Source organism: uncultured Vagococcus sp., assembly GCF_963518325.1.
Taxonomy (GTDB): Bacteria; Bacillota; Bacilli; order Lactobacillales; family Vagococcaceae; genus Vagococcus_D.
In genome coordinates this window covers 68,854-87,591 of sequence record NZ_CAUQJB010000005.1, presented here as the reverse complement: position 1 = coordinate 87,591, position 18,738 = coordinate 68,854, and the positions used below count along the sequence as shown (strand labels likewise).

19 protein-coding genes are annotated in these 18,738 nt (G+C 40.1%); 12 read left to right on the top strand and 7 right to left on the bottom strand.

Annotation, left to right across the window (positions count from 1 at the left end):
* Positions 1–57 precede the first annotated feature (57 nt).
* Positions 58–921 (bottom strand): RluA family pseudouridine synthase, encoded by an 864-nt coding sequence (locus tag RWN13_RS06630; protein ID WP_314061689.1) that lies wholly within the window; start codon positions 919–921, stop codon positions 58–60.
* Positions 922–1,181: 260 nt separating this feature from the next.
* Here RWN13_RS06630 and RWN13_RS06625 point away from each other — a divergent pair, with 260 nt between their 5' ends.
* From RWN13_RS06625 to RWN13_RS06600, 6 genes are all read left to right on the top strand, one after another.
* Entirely contained in the window at positions 1,182–3,296 is a 2,115-nt protein-coding gene (locus RWN13_RS06625) for a PBP1A family penicillin-binding protein (RefSeq protein WP_314061688.1), read from the top strand.
* A gap of 384 nt (positions 3,297–3,680) precedes the next feature.
* Complete coding sequence (locus RWN13_RS06620) at positions 3,681–4,373, top strand: DUF2087 domain-containing protein (RefSeq protein ID WP_314061687.1); 693 nt, start codon at positions 3,681–3,683, stop codon at positions 4,371–4,373.
* Positions 4,374–4,464: 91 nt separating this feature from the next.
* Positions 4,465–4,809 carry a YlbF family regulator gene (locus RWN13_RS06615; RefSeq protein ID WP_314061686.1) on the top strand — a complete coding sequence of 115 codons (345 nt, stop codon included), beginning with the start codon at positions 4,465–4,467 and terminating at the stop codon, positions 4,807–4,809.
* Between the two features lie 139 nt (positions 4,810–4,948).
* Complete coding sequence (locus tag RWN13_RS06610; RefSeq protein ID WP_314061685.1) at positions 4,949–6,181, top strand: DNA repair exonuclease; 1,233 nt, start codon at positions 4,949–4,951, stop codon at positions 6,179–6,181.
* A complete protein-coding gene (locus RWN13_RS06605) occupies positions 6,171–8,849 on the top strand; it encodes an AAA family ATPase (protein ID WP_314061684.1) in 2,679 nt (892 codons plus the stop codon). The genes RWN13_RS06610 and RWN13_RS06605 overlap by 11 nt, the downstream gene beginning before the upstream one ends.
* Positions 8,850–8,926: 77 nt before the next feature.
* Positions 8,927–9,871: an HD domain-containing protein gene (locus RWN13_RS06600; RefSeq protein WP_314061683.1), complete on the top strand. Its 945-nt coding sequence runs from the start codon at positions 8,927–8,929 to the stop codon at positions 9,869–9,871.
* 48 nt (positions 9,872–9,919) lie between these two features.
* Here the strand turns inward: RWN13_RS06600 and RWN13_RS06595 are convergent, their stop codons facing one another.
* Together RWN13_RS06595 and RWN13_RS06590 are read right to left on the bottom strand one after the other, a co-directional pair.
* Positions 9,920–10,870, bottom strand: a complete 951-nt coding sequence (locus RWN13_RS06595) for a 1-phosphofructokinase family hexose kinase (protein ID WP_314061682.1) — start codon at positions 10,868–10,870, stop codon at positions 9,920–9,922.
* 15 nt (positions 10,871–10,885) lie between these two features.
* Entirely contained in the window at positions 10,886–11,638 is a 753-nt protein-coding gene (locus RWN13_RS06590) for a DeoR/GlpR family DNA-binding transcription regulator (RefSeq protein ID WP_314061680.1), read from the bottom strand.
* A 198-nt stretch (positions 11,639–11,836) separates the two neighbouring features.
* On the opposite strand from RWN13_RS06590, the gene RWN13_RS06585 reads away from it, so the two are divergent.
* From RWN13_RS06585 to RWN13_RS06565, 5 genes are all read left to right on the top strand, one after another.
* On the top strand, positions 11,837–12,319 hold the full coding sequence (locus RWN13_RS06585; RefSeq protein ID WP_314061679.1) for a PTS sugar transporter subunit IIA: 483 nt from the start codon (positions 11,837–11,839) through the stop codon (positions 12,317–12,319).
* Positions 12,312–12,611, top strand: a complete 300-nt coding sequence (locus RWN13_RS06580; RefSeq protein WP_314061677.1) for a PTS sugar transporter subunit IIB — start codon at positions 12,312–12,314, stop codon at positions 12,609–12,611. The genes RWN13_RS06585 and RWN13_RS06580 overlap by 8 nt, the downstream gene beginning before the upstream one ends.
* A 51-nt stretch (positions 12,612–12,662) precedes the next feature.
* Positions 12,663–14,033 carry a PTS transporter subunit IIC gene (locus RWN13_RS06575; RefSeq protein WP_314061676.1) on the top strand — a complete coding sequence of 457 codons (1,371 nt, stop codon included), beginning with the start codon at positions 12,663–12,665 and terminating at the stop codon, positions 14,031–14,033.
* 135 nt (positions 14,034–14,168) lie between these two features.
* The gene (locus tag RWN13_RS06570) at positions 14,169–14,420 is read left to right on the top strand and encodes a hypothetical protein (protein ID WP_314061674.1); all 252 of its coding nucleotides are present in this window, start codon (positions 14,169–14,171) and stop codon (positions 14,418–14,420) included.
* A 65-nt stretch (positions 14,421–14,485) separates the two neighbouring features.
* On the top strand, positions 14,486–15,235 hold the full coding sequence (locus RWN13_RS06565) for a class II aldolase/adducin family protein (RefSeq protein WP_314061673.1): 750 nt from the start codon (positions 14,486–14,488) through the stop codon (positions 15,233–15,235).
* A gap of 44 nt (positions 15,236–15,279) precedes the next feature.
* Here RWN13_RS06565 and ytpR read toward each other — a convergent pair whose 3' ends face one another.
* From ytpR to pepA, 4 genes are read right to left on the bottom strand one after another with little or no spacing between them, the layout of a single operon-like run.
* A complete protein-coding gene (gene ytpR / locus RWN13_RS06560) occupies positions 15,280–15,906 on the bottom strand; it encodes a YtpR family tRNA-binding protein (protein WP_314061672.1) in 627 nt (208 codons plus the stop codon).
* A gap of 23 nt (positions 15,907–15,929) precedes the next feature.
* A complete protein-coding gene (locus RWN13_RS06555) occupies positions 15,930–16,391 on the bottom strand; it encodes a universal stress protein (protein WP_314061671.1) in 462 nt (153 codons plus the stop codon).
* A 19-nt stretch (positions 16,392–16,410) separates the two neighbouring features.
* Entirely contained in the window at positions 16,411–16,722 is a 312-nt protein-coding gene (locus RWN13_RS06550) for a thioredoxin family protein (protein ID WP_314061670.1), read from the bottom strand.
* 8 nt (positions 16,723–16,730) lie between these two features.
* Positions 16,731–17,807 carry a glutamyl aminopeptidase gene (gene pepA / locus RWN13_RS06545; RefSeq protein ID WP_314061668.1) on the bottom strand — a complete coding sequence of 359 codons (1,077 nt, stop codon included), beginning with the start codon at positions 17,805–17,807 and terminating at the stop codon, positions 16,731–16,733.
* A 238-nt stretch (positions 17,808–18,045) separates the two neighbouring features.
* On the opposite strand from pepA, the gene RWN13_RS06540 reads away from it, so the two are divergent.
* On the top strand, positions 18,046–18,603 hold the full coding sequence (locus RWN13_RS06540) for an NUDIX hydrolase (RefSeq protein WP_314061666.1): 558 nt from the start codon (positions 18,046–18,048) through the stop codon (positions 18,601–18,603).
* The last annotated feature ends 135 nt before the right edge of the window (positions 18,604–18,738 follow it).

The window sequence follows — 18,738 nt, the reverse complement described above, 5'->3', positions numbered from 1 at the left end:
AATCTCCTTAAGAGTTTTTTGGGTTAGTCCTTGGAAGGAATCTTCAGGTAACTGGGTCTACCAAAGTCCAGGTTCAGCTTTGACATCGATTAATTCTTTGGTAAAGGGATGTACCAGTGACAGACTTCTAGCATGAAGCATTAATCTGTCGGCTTCTTGAGGTCTTGGATTGTAAAGAGGGTCTCCAACAAGTGGGTGGCCGATACTTTGCAAATGAACGCGAATTTGGTGGGTTCGACCGGTTTCAAGAACACAGCTAACAAAACTTTGAGTATTACTAGTTTCTTCAACTGTTACATGAGTGATCGCCGTTTGTCCTTGATGATCGCTGACTAAGCGCTTGCGCTTGTCGTGACGGTCACGACCTATCTTTTTATTGATGGTGAGATAGGTTTGTTTCATACTGCCACTGGCGATTCCTTGGTATGTTCGCTTGATTTCTCTGGCCTCTAACATCCGGCCAAGAATAGGTAGGACAAAGGGATTTTTAGCGATTAAGATAGCGCCGCTGGTTTCTTTATCTAGGCGATGAACCACATATGGAAAAAGGTTTTGAGGCGCTAAATAAGCCGCCACATGGTTGAGTAGTGTTTCGTTTTCTGAAGGTTGATTGGGATGGGTCTTCATGCCGTAAGGTTTATTGACAATTAGCATGTGTTCATCTTCAAATAACACCGTAACGAGTTCTGCATTGCCCAATTCTAAGTCGGGTTGACCGTAGTCGCTATCTTCAAATGTTAAGGTGATGGTATCTCCCGCTTTAACTTCCAAATGAAATTGGGTGACTTCGCCATTGACGGCCACATTTTTACGGGTGCGTAATAAGTGACGGACTTTACGTGGTACTAGCCACGTTTCTTCCAGTAGCTCTCGAAGTTCGGTTGTTTCGGTATTGTCAGGTAAAGTTAACTTTACTTCCATTGTATTTTCCCCATTCTGATAAGAATAATCATTAAATTTACATAATTCTTATGAATTGTACCATAAAATATTAATAAATTCATGCTATGATTGTGACCAGGCTGAGAATGAATTCAGTCCTTGGGCTTATAACAGTGGGGAAAATCTGTGTTAAACTAGAGATAGAAACTAATTTAAGCTTAAAAATGAAAATAGATTGGTTTAATTAATGAAAATTTCAAGAAAAATGCTAAAATATAGTGAGTAAAAGAGGGGATTTAATGGATTTTAAAAAAATAAGTGTAACGATTGCCGACTTTTTCAAAAAAGTCTGGATTTGGTTAAAACCATATTTAATCCAATTCCATCATTGGCGTAAACGGATATGGAAAAAATATCAGGTAAATAAAATCATCTTGTTAGTTGGTTTAGTGGTGGTACTAGTGACCAGTATTTATTTATTCTATCTAGCAAAAAGTTCGGATGTGGGAACTTTGCAAAAAGGGGTGTCACAGGTCACGACGATCTATGACAAGGACGGAGATGAAGCGGGAACCTTGAATGGGCAAAAGGGAACTTCTGTGCCTCTTACTCAAATGTCTCCGTATCTTGTTGATGCCTTGATTTCAACAGAGGACAAACGTTTTTATCAGCATGGCGGTTTTGATATTAGAGGGATTGGCCGAGCGGCTGTCGGGATTTTAACTAAAGGAAAAATCACTGGTGGTGGGAGTACCATCACTCAGCAGTTGGCTAAAAATGCCTATCTGACCTTGGATCAAACTTTGAATAGAAAGGCCAAAGAACTTTTTTTGGCAATCGAGATTGAGAAGCAGTATACCAAAGACGAAATTTTGGAGATGTACCTAAATAGTTCTTACTTTGCCAACGGTGTTTGGGGAGTGGAAGATGCCTCCCACAGATATTTTGCCAAATCCGCTGCTGAATTAACGATTGATGAAGCGGCTGTGATGGTAGGGATGTTAAAGGGACCGGGCATATATAACCCGATAGACTACAAGGAAAATGCCATGGATCGTCGAGATACGGTGCTTCAATTGATGGTTGATAATGGAAAATTAGATCAGCCAACAGCCGATCAATTAATGAAGGATGATTTGATTGTAACGGACAACTACATGGATTCTCGTAAAGATAATCAGTACCCTTACTTTTTTGATGAAGTAATACGTGAAGCCGAACGTGTGGCTAATATCAAAGATGCTGATTTGCTAAATAAGGGCTATAAAATCTATACAACCTTAGATCAGCAGTATCAGCAGGATATGAATACCACCTTTAGTCAAGATGTGTTGTTTCCTCCCAATGCGGCTGATGGGGAAATAGTCCAAGGAGCTTCAATTGCCATTAATCCTAAAACAGGTGGCGTTCAAGCCGTAGTAGGCGGCCGAGGAGAGCACACCTATCTTGGGTTTAACCGTGCGACTCAATCCAGTTTATCACCAGGCTCGACAATGAAGCCCTTGGTTTATACGGCGGCTTTGGAGTCAGGTTATTCCCCTGATTCGATCTTAAAAGACGAAGCCATGTCTTTTTATAACGTGGAAAATTACGATAAAGTTTATCGGGGAGAAGTCCCTATGTACCAAGCTTTGGCAGAAAGTTTAAATGCCTCTTCAGTATGGTTGCTAAATGAAATTGGCTTGGAAAAAGGAACGAAAAAAATTGAAAAGTTTGGCATTGCTTTAGACGACAAAGATCAGTACCCGGGGATTGTGCTTGGTGGTATGACCAAGGGAACCTCGCCACTTAGAATGGCCAGTGCTTATACGGTATTTGCTAATCAAGGTAAACAAAAATCCCCTCACTTTATTCGTAAAATTGTTGATTCAGCTGGTACAGTTGTTTGGGATAATGAAGATGCTAAAGAGAAGCAAATCACTACGCCACAAGTTTCGGAAGAGATGACTAGCATGCTGCAAGGTGTCTTTAGTTCTGGAACAGGCTATAGTGCTCAGCCATATGGTTATACCATTGCTGGGAAAACAGGGACTACTGAAAGTGTTAACGTGGATTCTCAATCGAAAGATCAATGGATAATTGGTTACACGCCAGATGTGGTAGTTGCCAGTTGGATCGGGTTTGACGAAAGCAGTGACATTCACTTCTTGCAAAGTGGGGGCGGTCAAGGAATTTCGCCAATCTTTAAAGATCAGACTCAGCGCATCCTGTCTCATTCGCCAGGCACGCCTTTTAATGTAGAAGATGCAAGTATCAAAGCTCAAGAAGAAGCAACACCCGAGGTTAAAGCTGGCTTGGATGAGTTCGGCAAAAAAGTCAAAGAGGGCGCTGAATATTGGGGTGGCCAAATTAAAGACGGGGCTGGTAAAGTCAAAGATGGCTTGAAAGACCTTTGGAATAACTTTACACAATAAGATAGGAAACAAGCTGGGACATAAAGTCATTTTGTTTCCTCGTTGGACAACTCATCACAGATAAGCGCATGCTCCGAGCACTAGGCAAGCTTCGTTGTTCTTATTGCTTTACTACATTGTCCTTTGTCTCTACGCATTAAAACGCAAGAACAACGGTAGCAAATAGAGACAAGGGAAATCGAAGAGAGCAGTCTTTTTGAGCGCGCCTATCGCACAATGTTTGTAAAAATATCGGAGGCTGGGACTATTATCTCAGCCTCTTTTTGACCGTTCACAAGAGGTTAGCAGGAACATTTCGAAGATAGTAATAATCGGACTGTTTACAAACAAAATAAAAAATGTTAGTATATAAACAAACGAATCATGTGAATGGAGGCGATGGAGATGGATTATGTTGATTTGCAAAGAGGTTATCAACATAAAGATGGGGCTTATAGGTGTTTGCATTGCGAAGCACGTTATGAAGATGGGGTGATTTATCCCTTCGGTGACTTGTTCGAAACGGCAGAGCACCATATGATCAACCATCTTAAAAACAGTCATGGTAATGCGTTACAGCCTTTGTTAGAACTGGACCGTAAAGAAACCGGGCTTTCTGAAATTCAACATGAGGTCTTCAAATTGTTTGCCCGAGGACTGACAGATAAAGAAATTGCTCAGCGCATGAATGTGATTCCAGCAACAGTTCGTAATCACCGGTTTAAGCTACGTGAAAAGTGCCGTCAAGGAATGGTTTTAAATGCGATGATGAGTTTACTGGATAAAGAGAAAGGGAGTGGGCAGATGACTGAAAGGGATCAACGATTTGAGATTAGTGAGTCGTTCCGTGTCGAAACGTTAAACAATCATTTGGGTGCTGATGGGCGGGCACGGATTATTCCTAGTAAAGAAAAAAAGAAAATTGTCTTGCTTCAGGAATTAATGAAAAGATTTACCTTGAACCGCAATTACACCGAACGAGAAGTCAATGAACTTGCCAGTCAAATGTTTGATGATTATGTTAGCATTCGTCGTTATTTGGTTGAATATGGTTTTTTGGGACGAACAAAGGATGGTCAAGTTTATTGGGCAATCTAAAGAAATCCTGAGAATATTAAGTAAATATTTGAATTGAAATGAAAGAATGTTACAATTAAGGAGATAAATTGAAGAGAGAAGGATGACATCTATGACAGTTAATATTTACGATAGTGCGAATCAAATCGAAAGAGAAATTCGCCAATTGCCAGAATTCTTGGCATTGAAAGAAGCCTTTGATGTAGTTAAAGCCGATGAAGAGGCCTATGCATTATTTAAGCAATTCCAAAACTTGCAAGTTGAGTTACAACAAAAACAAATGCAAGGTGAAGAATTTTCTGATGAAGATGCTCAACAAGCACAAGAATTAGCTGGAAAAGTTCAAGAATCAGGTTTAATCAACGATTTGATGACCAAAGAACAAACTTTCAGCATGATTGTGAATGACTTAAATCGCATTATCATGAAACCAATTCAAGAATTATACGCTGACTAGTCCAGTCGTCAGTTGCCCTTTTGTCATTTTGGCAAGGGCTTTTTTTATTTATTGTTATTTTTCTGGCTATTTATTCGATAGACACTAGTAATTTAGGCTGAAAATCAGTATGATTGAAAGAGTGAAAGGAGTTTTTTTGATGAAATTTATTCATTTAGCAGATTTGCATTTAGATCAACCTTTTGAAGGCTTAGGAAAGCTCCCAGCTCGCTTATTAGCTGAATTAGTGGAACAACATGAAAAGATGATTAAACAAGTGGTACAGCAAGCTATTACGGAAAATGTTGATTTTATTTTAATAGTAGGTGATACTTTCCATCATTCTGTGGTGACTATCCAGACACAACAATTATTGATAAACGCGATGAATCGCTTAAATAGGCATCAAATACCGGTCGTGATGAGTTTTGGCAACCACGACTATTATTTACCGGATAACTATTGGTTTGAGTTTCCTGAGAACGTGGTGCTGCTAAAAGAGCAAGAGGTAACCACTCACTGTATAACGACGAAACAACAGGAAAAAGTCGCTATTTCCGGCTTTTCTTATGAAGAACGCTGGATTAATGAGAGCAAGGTCTCTCAGTTTCCTACCAGAGACAGTCAGGCTGTTTATCATATTGGCATGTATCATGGCCAACAAGGAAAGAGCCAGTCAACTCAACAGTATGCTCCTTTTACGTTAGGTGAGATGAAAGCTAAAGGCTATGATTATTGGGCCCTTGGTCATATTCATCAGCCTATGGTTATTAGCGAGGATCCCTTGATGATCTATCCTGGCAGTCCTTTAGGGCACACTAAGAAAGAGGCTAATAGTGCAGGCTTTCTGATGATTGAAACTGGATCAGAGGGTTGGCATTATCAGTGGTATCCTTTAAATCAAGTTAGCTGGGACGTTATGACAGTTGAGTTAAGTCAGTTAACCACCACAAAGGAATTGTTGCAACAATTGGCCAGTTCCTTAAAAGAAGGTGCGGCGTCACCTATGGTTCAACTGACCAGTATTACTCTATTGGGGATGAACACTGAGTTGGAGCAGTCACTGGAAATGGAACTGCGAAATGGTGGTTTGTTGCGTTACCTCCAGTCCGAATTAGGTGATAGTCAAGAGCTAGTCTGGCCTTTTGAGATTAAACGACAACTTGATGAAGAGCGAGTTGAACTGCCTTTAGGCGTCACTCGTGAGTTGATTTCTCAACTAAGCCGACGTTATTTAAATGAAGAATCCTTTAATGGGTTAATGGGTGATTTATATCGACAAGCAGACTTAAGTCGCTTGGTGGAGTTAGATGAAGAGTTAAGACAGGACTTGGTGGTAGAAGCTGAGGAGCTATTAGTTCGTGAATTAGGTGGTGGCAAAGATGATCATTAAGCGTCTGGAGATCGTCGGTTTTGGTAAATGGCAAGACAAGGTGATTGAATTGGATCAGACTTTCCAGTTAATTCATGGGGATAATGAGGCCGGTAAATCAACGATTTACCAGTTTATTAGAGAAATTTTATTTGGCTTTCCACACAAACGCCAAAATTTTAAGGATTATACACCAAAAAGGAACAGTTTGTATGGTGGACGTGTTATTTTTGAGCACCCGGTTCATGGTGAAATTATGGTGGAGCGGATTAAAACGACTAATCGTGGAAAAGCACATGTTTACTTGAATCAAGGGCAGATTGGCGATGAGAATACCTTAAGGGAGTTATTATATCCTCTTACCTTAGAAGTTTTTGATGAAGCCTTTAGCTTGCAACAAGAGCAGTTGACGGAAATCAAAAACTTAAGTGAGCAGCGGTTGCAAAATTTATTGTTGGCTGTTGGCTTATCTGGCAGTAAACGGTTGTTAGGAACAAAAGAATTGTTACAACAACGTCAGCAAGAACTGTATAAACCCACAGGCCGATTGCCAGAGCTTAATCAGAAATTAGCGGATTATCAAGAACTTAAGCAGCGGGTTAATCAGAAAGAACAGAGTGAAAAAGAGTACCGCAAACAATTGCAAGCGGCTAACTATTTTGAAGAACGATTAGCAACAGGGCAAAAGGAACTAAAGGTATCAGAAGCAGAATTAGACCGATTAAAAAAACAGCAACAGTTATTTCCTTTGTACGAAGAGCGCAAACAGTTAATCAGCATCACTAATTATCGACAAGAGGATCAAGTTGAAGCAGAGAAAATGGCCAAGGCTGCCAAAGCCTATGAGAATTATCTGTTTTTACTTAGTCAGGAGAAGCACTATCAGGAACTTAAGACAGAGCAATTATTAGCGAGTCAAGAAAGTCCGGCCTCACTTTTCTATTTGAAAAATGAGTCGGAGATTCAAGCTTTGACTGGGAAACAAGCTACGGTGGAAAGTGCTCTTAACCGTCATCGTTGGCTAACTGAGGTTTTGGCCAAAAGGGAAGCAGAGTTGTACCAATTAAAAAGTCAGTTAAACTTGCCAGATGAAGAAGAAAATTGGTCGCCAGATGAGCCGACGAAAGTTAATATTACGGCATTGTCTGAGAAAGAAAAAGAGTTAGAAGAAGCTCTTCACATTCAGGAAACGGCCTTTGATCAGCAGATGAAGACATTGGATCAGTTGCAACATCCGGATCCAACTATTATTGGTCAGCGAACTCGAGCTGAGGTGCAGCCACCAATTATTCAGCGTTACATGGTGGCTTTGATCGTGGCCTCAGTCGGATTGGTTTTAATGGTCATGAAGCAATTACCTTTAGGCTTGTTGGTATGTCTCGTTGCGGGTGTTATTGCAGTCTTGATTGGCTGGAGGGCAGCTCAGAAAGAAACAGCGGAGGTAAGTGAACCACCTGCAAGGCTAGATGAGCAGATTGAAAAACTAGCAGCTGAATTGGAAGTGACCCAAAAGTTATTAGTTAATATTACGTATCAAAAAGTGGCTTTAGCCGAAACGTATCAGTTTAAAGAGACGGAACCTATGGCCAGTTGGTTATTTGAGTTTCCTCTAAGAGATCGCTTAGTGGCTGTTCAAAAGGAGCGGGAAACGGCGTTATTGGAATTAGGTGATGTTCGAGAAGCTTTGGCTAAAAATCGCCGTGACATTCAATTTATGTCAGAATGGTTGCCAGTTGAGTCAGAAGAGTTAGATTCGGTCTTTCGTAAGTTGGTTGAATTTAATAAAGAGATGCAAAATAAGCAACAAATTGTAGCGGAGCAAAATCAAGGGATTCATCGTTGGCGTGAGCCTTTGAATGACGTGAGGGCGCGTAAGGTTGAGGTGCTGCAGGAAATCAATGAGTTGATTCCGAAGATTACTGAGGAGACGATTGAAGAACTGCCCGTCATTCTCGCCAGCCAAGAGGAACGCAATAATCAATTAATTGAAGTTGGACATTTGACGAGACAAATTCAAGAGGTCTTTGACTTAAAGGCGGATTACCGTTTGCCTGACGTCCTGGCTAAGACTCATAAACAGGATCAGAAGACTAGAGAGCTTAAGCAGGCAAATGAGGATACTGCTCAGCATTTGCAAGAGGTTAAGTTTACCATACGTCAACAGGAATCCAATGGGACGCTAAGTGAGTTGTATCAGCAACAAGAAAATAGCGAGTCAGAATTAAGACAGTTAGCGGAAAATTGGATGACTTATCGCGTCAGTGAGACGGTTATGCAGGATATATTAGATTTCTTAGCGACCCAACAATTGCCTGTTTTACTGGCAACTACGAGTACTTATTTCAAGGAATTAACCTTAGGTGCCTACCATAAATGTCAAATGGACGCTGGCAAATTAATCGTTGTGACGAAAGAAGAAGAAAGTTTACAATTGGGTGAATTGTCAACGGGGACGCGAGATCAGCTTTACATGGCGATTCGCTTGGCCTTTATTCAACTTCATAGCCAAGATCAGCTTGCGCCTGTTATAATAGATGACGGATGGTTGCATTACGATACTCATCGCAAGCGGCGTTTGTTCCAATTATTGGGACGCTTAAGTGAAACAGTTCAAGTGATTTGTTTTACCTCAGATCAAGAATTGTTGGCATATGCCAATGAAAAAGAGTACCAAGTGGAACAATTATAACGAAACCCTTTGTGAGTCAGTTTTGATATAAGATCATGGACAAAGGTTAAGAGTGTGTGAAAATAGGAGGAGCTCGTATGAAAAAATTAAGAGAATTAGCCGTCGACGAAAGTTTTGAAATTTTTGTCTTAGTTAAACAGGCAGATGTTAGAATCGCCAAAAATGGAAAGAAATTTATTGCCTTTACTTTCCAAGACACATCGGGTTCGATTGATGGTAAATTTTGGGACGCCTCTGAAGATGAAATTTCGAAGTTTGTCCCTGGTAAAGTTGTTTTTTTAGGTGGCAAACGAGAAGTCTATCAAAGTAATCCTCAAATCAAGATCATTCATCTGCGCCTAGCTACGGATGAAGAACCAAATCAGCCTCACTTATACATGGAAAAAGCACCAATGCAACGGGATGAGATGGTCGAGGAAATCAATCAAACTATTTTTGAAATTACCAATGCTACGTGGAATCGCATTGTTCGCCATTTAATGACGCAATATCAATCTGAGTTTTTTGATTACCCGGCGGCTAAACGAAATCATCATGCCTTTGCTGGTGGTTTGGCGTATCACACTGTTTCCATGTTGCGCTTGGCTAAATCAATCTGTAAAGAGTACCCAGATCTGAATGCCTCTCTCCTTTATGCCGGTGTTATTTTACACGATTTAGGTAAGGTCATTGAATTGTCTGGTCCCGTTTCAACTGAGTACACCTTAGCTGGTAATTTGATTGGTCATTTAGTGATTGTGGATGAAGAGATTACCAAAGCTTGTCAAACCTTGAAATTAGATGAGCGATCTGAAGACGTGATTGTGTTAAAACACATGATCTTAGCTCATCATGGCTTACTGGAATATGGTTCACCAGTTCGCCCTCGTATTTTGGAAGCTGAAGTATTACATCAAATTGATAATATGGATGCCTCAATTCAAATGATGTTAGGTTCCTTAAAATCGATTGCGCCAGGAGAATACACGGAACGAATTTTCGGCATGGATAATCGCAGTTTCTATCTGCCAAATGTTAAATAAGAAAAGCTCGAACTCTATTAATAGAGTTCGAGCTTTTTTGACAATAGTCTACGATTGAATGGAAATGGTAACTTGGCTTAACATCTTTGCAATGATGTTAGGCTGAACAAAGCCAACAGCCTCTTCCAAGGCATTTGCAACACCGCTAACCATGCCATACCGAAGAACCTCTTCAATCTCAAAGTGACGATCAAGAGCATAAGCGATACCGCCAACAGTGGCATCACCAGATCCAGTGGGATTAACGAGCTCAATGGTCGGCACCTTTAAATCGTAAATGCAGTCGTTGTATTTAGCCACTGCTCCGTCTTCGCCGCAGGAGACTAATAGGAGTGGAATCGGCTTAACTAAGGGATGATTGAGATAATCGAAGACTTCCGCTTTTGAGTGGAGGGGAATTCCTAACAATTCCCCAAACTCAGGTAAATTGGGTTTGATAAAAAAAGGCAAAGTTTCAGAGGCTAAGGTATTCCTCAATTGGTTCCCAGAGATGTCCGCCAGTACCTTTATTCTGTCTTGAAAATGATGGGAAATGAGTTGAATCAATTCATGATAAAGTAACTCATTTGTTGAGTTAGCTGAGCCTGACAGACAGATAACGGAGATGTCAGGGTGTTGTTGACACATGGTGATGACATAATCAAAAAGAGCTCTTTCGGTTATGGGATCAATTTCCGGGCCTTCTTCAACAATTTCTGTTTGGATTCCTTGATCATGCATGATGGTAATCGCGTTGCGCGTTTCCCCAGGTACAGGAAAAAAATGGTGCTTAAATGTTTCTGCACTTAAAAGTTTTTCCACGATTTTACCATTGGTTCCTCCTAACACTCCTGTAACAAAGACCTTAGACCCTAAAATGGTGGCGGTTCTGCCTGCGTTGATGCCTTTACCACCGATCATGCGGACAGGAGCAGTAAAGCGATTTTGAGCCCCTAAAGTGAAGGTATCTTTGGCATAAAGGTAATCAATTGAGGGATTAAGAGTAACTGTCAGAATCATATATGTGGCCAACTTTCATTTATTTATTAGTTTTCCAAATTCGCTGTAGTGATTGAAGAGGGTCTCAGTCAACTGATTATCTGTGATGACGGCATCCAAATCACTTAGTTTGTAAAAGGTAAAGACGTCTGAAGTGTTGAATTTAGTACTATCAGCGACGATAATTTTTGTTTTTGAACTTCTGAATGCTGCCCGTTGAATCTCTCCTTCAAGTGAATTGGATGTGGTGATGTTATTATTATAGATGCCATTGGTGGCGGCAAAGGAAATATCGATATTTAACGTATCAAAGATACTTTCAGCATGCTTACCAATAAATTCTTCGGTTGTCGGCAAAAATTCTCCACCGGTTAACAGGATTTTATAGGTGGTGTGATTAATTAAGTAATTAAAGGTGATTAAGCTATTGGTAACAATTAATAATTTTTTTTTAGTAATAAACGGGAGCGCGTAGTAGATGGTGGTTCCCGCACCTAAGTAAACCACATCATTCTCTTGGATAAGGGTATTCATCAGTTTTCCAATGTATTCCTTTTTCTCAATATGAAGAGTTATTTTTTTGTCTGTCGGCAACTCAATCTCTTTAATATTTAGTTTTTGTGCTCCCCCGTATAGTCTAACCAATTTCTTTTTTTTCTCAAGTTCTTGAATATCTCTTCTGATAGTCATGTCAGAGACATTAATTAATTTTGCCAAATCAATGACAGTCATAAACGTTTCTTGATCTAATAGTTCCAGAATTTTATCTTGACGTTCAGCTTTTAACATTTGCTAGTACTCCTTTCGAAAAAGTCATTATTTTGACTATGTTTGTCCAACTTTGTTTGACTTAACTATTATTATACTGCTATTTTAAAAAAAAACAACCTGAAAACGTTGACATTTAGAATTTAACGTTGTATGATTTAACTGAGAACAACAAAGTTAAACAATATCGATAAAAGAGTTACAGGGAGGGCTGAGAAATTGGAAATTTCAGAGATGTTTCAACCAGAGTTAATGGAATTTCACTTAAAGGTTGTGTCTGAAAGTGAATTGTTTCAAGTCGTTGGTGAAAAACTTGCTAAGTTAGGTTATGTCACAGAGTCATATGTCGGGGGGTTGATTAAACGAGAGGAAGTATTTCCAACGGGACTCATAACACAGTATCTCAACATCGCTTTGCCACATGGAAATCCTGAACATATTTTAACTCCGTTTGTTTTTATTACCAGGCTGGATCAGGCCATAGTGGTGAAACAAATGGGGGACGGTCAAGAGTTGTTAACAAAGGATTTTTTCTTTTTAGGTATGGCTGATGGCAAAAAACAAGTGGGCTTATTGTCATCGTTAATGATGTTGTTTATGAATGAAGGGTTTGTCCAAACTTACCAAGAAGCAACTAGTAGAGACAGTCTTAAAGAGGTATTAGATGTTTATTTAAGAGAAGGAGTGCTTAATTATGACTAAACGGTTAGTTGTAGCATGTGGAAGTGGTGTTGCTACAAGTACCACTATTGCAGAAAAAATTAAGGGATTGTTTGAAAAGGATCGAGTCAATTGTCAGATAGAGGCAGTTGATTATAAATCGATTCTAAGTGAATTGCCTCGTACTGATATCTATGTCTATATTGCGCAGCCTGATGCAGAAGTCATAGCTGAAGCAGAACGACTGGGTGTTGACGTTTTTCCTGGGGTTCCATTTTTAACCGGGATGGGGATGGAAGAGGTTTATCAGGAAATTGTGAGCAAGACGATTTAAATGGGAGAGGTTGTTTTGTGAAAAAGTTAAAAAGGAAGAGAAGGTGAAAAAATGGAATTATTTCAATCCATTGTACAATATATCTTGGATTTAGGGTCGGCTATTTTTGTTCCGGTGATTATCTTAGTTTTAGGGCTGATTGCAAAGATGCCTTTTAAGCGGGCCTTCATGTCAGCTATTACTTTAGGCATTGCTTTTACGGGAATGAATATGGTGATTGGGTTTATGTCAAATGCTGTCAGTCCAGCTTCGGAGGCATTAGCCAACAATACGGGAATCGTTTTACCGGCATTGGATTTAGGGTGGACGGGAGCAGCCAGTATCACTTGGTCATGGTCATATGCCTTTGTCTTTTTCGGTGTGGTCTTAGGCGTCAATTTTTTGATGTTGGTCTTAAATTTGACTAAGACATTAAACGTCGATATGTGGAATGTCTGGGGAAAAGCCTTGACCGCCTATTTGGTTTATTTTATAAGTGGCAGCTTGATTGCCGGATTTATTGTAGCAGTTGTACAAGTCATTTTAGAGTTGAAGATGGGAGATATGTTTCAAAAGCATATTCAAGACTTAACAGGTATTCCATTAGTAACGGTCACTCATCTCATGAACATTTCAGCTGTCTTGATGTTGCCGGTTAATAAATTAATGGATAAGATTCCCTTTTTTAATAAAGAAGCGGATACGGCTGCGCTGAAAAATAAAATAGGTATCTTTTCTGAAAACTCGGTGATGGGATTTATCATTGGACTGCTGTTAGGTTTTGCTGGGGCATACGGAATATCAGGTTCCTTAAATTTAGCGATTCAAGTGGCAACGGCCATGACTCTTTTTCCAATGATTAGTAAGATGTTTATGCAAGCCCTTTCGCCTTTAGCTGACGCTATGTCTGAGTTAATGAAATCACGTTTTAAGGACAGAGAAGTCTATATTGGCTTGGATTGGCCGATACTGGCTGGTCGTTCAGAAGTCTGGGTAACGGCGATTATCATAGTTCCAGTATTTATTGGTTATGCTTTAGTATTACCTGGCAATGGGGTTTTACCGCTAGCCGGAGTAATTAATTATTCGATTGCAGTTGGTGGGTTACTTTTAACAGGCGGCAATCTGTATCGAATGATTGTACTGGGAATTATTTACAGTCCCCTTTATTTATACAGTGCCACTTACTTTGCACCAATATTAACGGGATTAGCGAATAAGACTGTGGCAGTTGAGGTGGCCAAGGGAACTGAGATTACTTGGTCCTCTCTTGAAGGACCCGAGTTTAGAATCTTATTTGCAGAGGCATTTAAAGGTGATTTTTTAGCTGTTGGAGGAGCCATCATTTTCATCGGGTTATTTTATTGGCTGTACAAAGAGATGATGAAAGCAAAGGTGCCGTCACAACGCTATAAAAAAGCGCCACACCCTTCAGGAAAATAGCAAGATCCTGTTTTTAGGGTGTCGTCGCAAATGAGAAATGTCCTATCGGCATTCTAATAATAATTAGACACCAGGTTCCACGGGATGATTATTAAATAGAAACTACAGAGGGACAAGAATCAGGTGGTTAGATTAATGAGTAATAAAAAAAAGATGTGGTTAGCTCTCTTACTAGTAGCAATCGGCTTATTTTTATTAGGCCTTTATACGCAACAGCTACTCTATTTTTTCGTGACGATAGGAGTGAGCTTTTGGATTCGCCAAAAGGGATACGATAGTTTGTTTAAAGCATTTGATGAGGAACAAAAGGCAAAGCGCATAAGAACAGAAGGTCTTATGAAAGGGATTAGAGAAAAAAAGGGTTGCGAAAAATCCAATAGGTCTTAGTTTTGATAAACCTGGTTATTAAATAGTAACAGATTGTTTTTGTAAGAGCAGAGGAGGAAGGTAAAATGAATGATGGTCGTATTGTATTTGAAAGAGAGCGACAAGCTTTAGCAGAGGTGATTGAACTGACTTACTACCGAAAAAATACCAATACAGCAGGTGGTAATTTTTCCTTTAAAACTCGAGGCCCAGACGGGGAGGACTACCTGATAATGACGCCATCGATGATGTCAGAGGCTTATCATGGGAAAGTGAGTCCCTCGCAAATTCTAGTTGTGAATCCAGAGACCTGCGAAATTATCACTGGCGAAGGCGAATTAACACGGGAGATCAACATGCATACAGCGGCTTATAAGGCTAACTCAGACATTAAATGCGTGTTTCATGCCCATGCGCCAAATGCCATGTTTTGGGCAACAAGCCACTTGAACTTACCAAATTTGACTGAAGCAACTCAAAAAGTAACCCAAATTGAAGTATTGGATTTTGAACCCAATTGTTCACCGGAATTAGCTGAAATCGTTAGCCGGAAAATAAAAAGTGATTTGAGTTTGCCTAAAGAATATTTGTTAGACAGCCATGGTGTTTTAATTTTAACGCCAGGTGAGACAGGTGTGGTAGCACTTCATAAGGCATTGTCTATTTTGGATACGGTTGAGTGGAATGCGGATATTGCCTATAAGCAAACTATTTTCCAACAGATGGGCCTTTTGGATGGCTATTATTCTAAAGGGGTCAAAGTAGGGGATTTATCAGACTTGGTTAATCGCAAACCAATTTGGAACAATGTTGTGGCAGACTCAGACGGGGATTAATAAAAAGAGGCGAACTCAGGGTATCCTAAGTTCGCCTCTTTTAGTTATAAGATATAGTTGCTGCCGATAAACTCTTTGCCGACTTCATTGTCAAAAGGCAATTCTAAAATGCCTCGAGCGACTGGGGCGTTAGGAACATGCAGTTCCCGAGCCGAGCAAATCATGCCGTGACTTACTTCACCGCGCAATTCACCAGGCCAAATAACTAGACCGTCAGGCATCATAGCACCAGGTTTAGCTACTACGACTTTTAAACCAGCTTTAATGTTTGGGGCGCCACAGACAATTTGTAAAATGTCTCCATTGTCAACTTCTGTTTGGGTAATGGAAAGGTGATCGGAGTCAGGATGGACCTTACAACTCTTCACGAAGCCTGTTACGATCTTTGGCAGACGATCATCAGTCACTTGCTCTGAAAAGCCCTCAGCAGCTAATAGCTCGTTTAAAAGAGCTAGTTGCTCATTAGTTAAGTGAACTTGACCATTTCCCTTTAAATCCGTCAGTTTAGTTGAAATATCAAAAAAATTCCAACCGACAGTTTCGCCTGTCTCTTTAACAAAAACTCGCGTAATTAATCCACGTGAGTCTTGATTAACCTCTTGTCCTTTAACGTTTGCGGCAATTACTAAGAGAGTATCGCCGACGGCTTCTTTATTGTAACTAAAAATCATGTTGAGCTCCTTTAATCAATGTATTATTCACTAACAGTCGGACGGACCACTAAGACGTCACAGGGGGCATGGCGAATGATGTATTCACTGACACTTCCCATGACAAGTTTTTCCACCGCGCTAAGCCCGGATTGTCCAACCATAATTAAATCAATGTTGTATTTTTCTGGTAGTTCCTCTGCCATTAACACTTTTGGAGAGCCAAAGGCTAAAATAGTTTCCACGTTGTCATAACCTTTCGAGTGGGCGTAATCTTTGTATTCGTTGAGCATGTCTTTTGAAAGGTCTGTTTCTTGTTGCAATAGATCGGCATTGGTTAAGGAATATCCCATATTGCCGTATAGTCGATTTTCAATAATGTGGGCAACGACTATTTTTGCCTGATTTCGTTTGGCCACAGAGACGGCCTTATCAAAGGCTTCTCGTGCTTGTTCACTGCCATCAATTCCGACTAAAATGGCTTGATATTCTTGTGATTCTAACATGTTACTCACCTTCCTTAGGTTAGAGACTGTTTAAAAAAGTCACAATTTCTGTTTTTGTTTTACGATGTTTATTAACTAGACGGCCAATTTCTTTGCCATCTTCAATGACGATAAAGCTGGGAATTCCAAAGATGTTCCATTCTGCACATAAGTCGATATACTCATCGCGGTCGACTTGAACAAAGGTATAATCAGGAAATTCAGCTTCAATTTCTGACATGGCTGGTTTGATATAAACGCAGTCGCCACACCAGTCAGCGGTGAAAAAAAATATTTTTTTTCCTGTTTCCACATAACTGGCTAACTCTTCAAGAGAAGTTGGAATAATCATCTAGGTACCTACTTTCCATAAATAATGGTATTAATTTTATCTGCGGTTAACGTATTCATGGTGGTAATGGCCATTTCTTTAGCAGCTTCGTAGTCACTGATGCTAAACATGGTTTGATGGGTGTGAATATAACGGCCAGGAACGCCGATAACGGCACTTGGAATGCCATCGTTGACCATATGTGCTGCGCCAGCATCTGTGCCGCCTTTAGAGACAAAGTACTGGTGATTAATGTTGTTTGATTCAGCCACATCCAAGATAAATTCACGCATTCTCCCCAAGGTGATCATACCGGGATCAAAAATTCGAACTAAGAAGCCTTCTCCTAAATGACCAAAGGTGTCCTTTTTACTTTCCAAATCATTGGCAGGCGAACAGTCAACTGCAAAAAATAAATCTGGTTTAAATTTGTGAGTGGAAGGACGGGCACCGCGCAAGCCAACTTCTTCCTGAACGTTTGCCCCAGCAATCAGGGTGAAAGGTAGGTCCACATCTTTTAAGGCTGCCAAGGTTTCGATGACAAGGATACAGCCGTAACGATTATCCCAGGCTTTACTAATAATATTTTTACCATTAGCTGTTTTAATGGTTTCCACGTCTGGAACGATGCTGTCTCCAGGGCGAACGCCAAAGCGCTCAGCTTCTTCTTTTGAGTCAAAACCAGCATCAAATAGAATGTCCGTCACTTCAACTTTGGCTTGCCCATCTGTTCCTCTTAATAAATGTGGGGGCACAGAGGAGGAGATGACCGGATAGTTCCCTTTGCGAGTTTTTAACGTAAAGCGCTGTGCCGAAACCACATAGGGGTTCCAACCACCTAAAGGCACGACTCTAAACAGCCCATTTTCCGTAATTTGTGAGAGCATAAAACCCACTTCGTCCATATGTGCTGCTAACATCACACGAGGAGCTTTCTCGATTTTGCTTTTCTTAATGCCAAAAATCCCACCTAAACCATCGAATTCAATCGAATCCACATAAGGGGCCATTTCTTTTTTCATGATATCGCGGACGTCATCTTCAAAACCACTAGTACCTTGAGCTTCTGTCATTTTTTTAATCAGTTGAAATGTTTTTTCTTCCATATGATTCTCTGCAACTTGCAGAGCCCCACCTCACTTTCACTTGTTACTTTCCATTATAACGCAAGCCGTCTTTTTTTTCATGGATTTCTCTTAAAGTCATAGAGAATCGAGTTACCTTCGTTTAGCCTCTGGTTGTGATTAAATCTTCAATGGTTATTGACCTTTAGTGGCGTAGAAAAGACGAAGCTATGTTAAAATTAAAGATGACATCAAGTCAGTAATTGTTTAGGAGGTCAAAATGAATTCAATCGAAGCGTTAATCCAGGCATATCAGCCAACCTGTCTTCAAGAAGAACAGGATAAAAAGCAACTCTTAGCTTATTGTCATCTCTTTGATAATCTGTTAACCCGAGAAAACACCATCGCTCATTTTAGCAGTTCGGGATTTATTGTCAATCGCGAGCGGACAAAAACCTTATTTATTCATCATAAGATTTACAATACTTGGTGTTGGACAGGGGGCCATGTGGATGGCAACCCAGATTTTTGTGAGGTCGCGTTAAAGGAGGCTCAAGAGGAGACTGGCTTAACAGATTTAGAACTTCTGTCAAGGGAGATTACTAGTTTGGACATCATTCCTGTTATTGGTCATTTGAAAAAGGGAAAATGGGTGTCAGCTCACCAGCATTTGTCGGTCGCCTATGTGATTGTAGCTGATGAAGAAGAACCACTCATTCAAAATAAAGTCGAAACTAATGGGATTAAGTGGGTCCCTTTTGAGCAAATTGCCGAAATGAGTGGTGAAGCTGAGATGATCCCCATCTATAAGAAGTTACTGGCCTTTACTGATAAATAGTTTACTAGTAATCGCTAGTCGATTTACGCCTGTTGGTAAAAGTGCTCAAAAAAAATCAATCTCACTAAAAAAGTAAGTTGATTGAGGTTGAAACTTTAAAACTATGCTACAATAAACTCAACGTAATAAATTGAG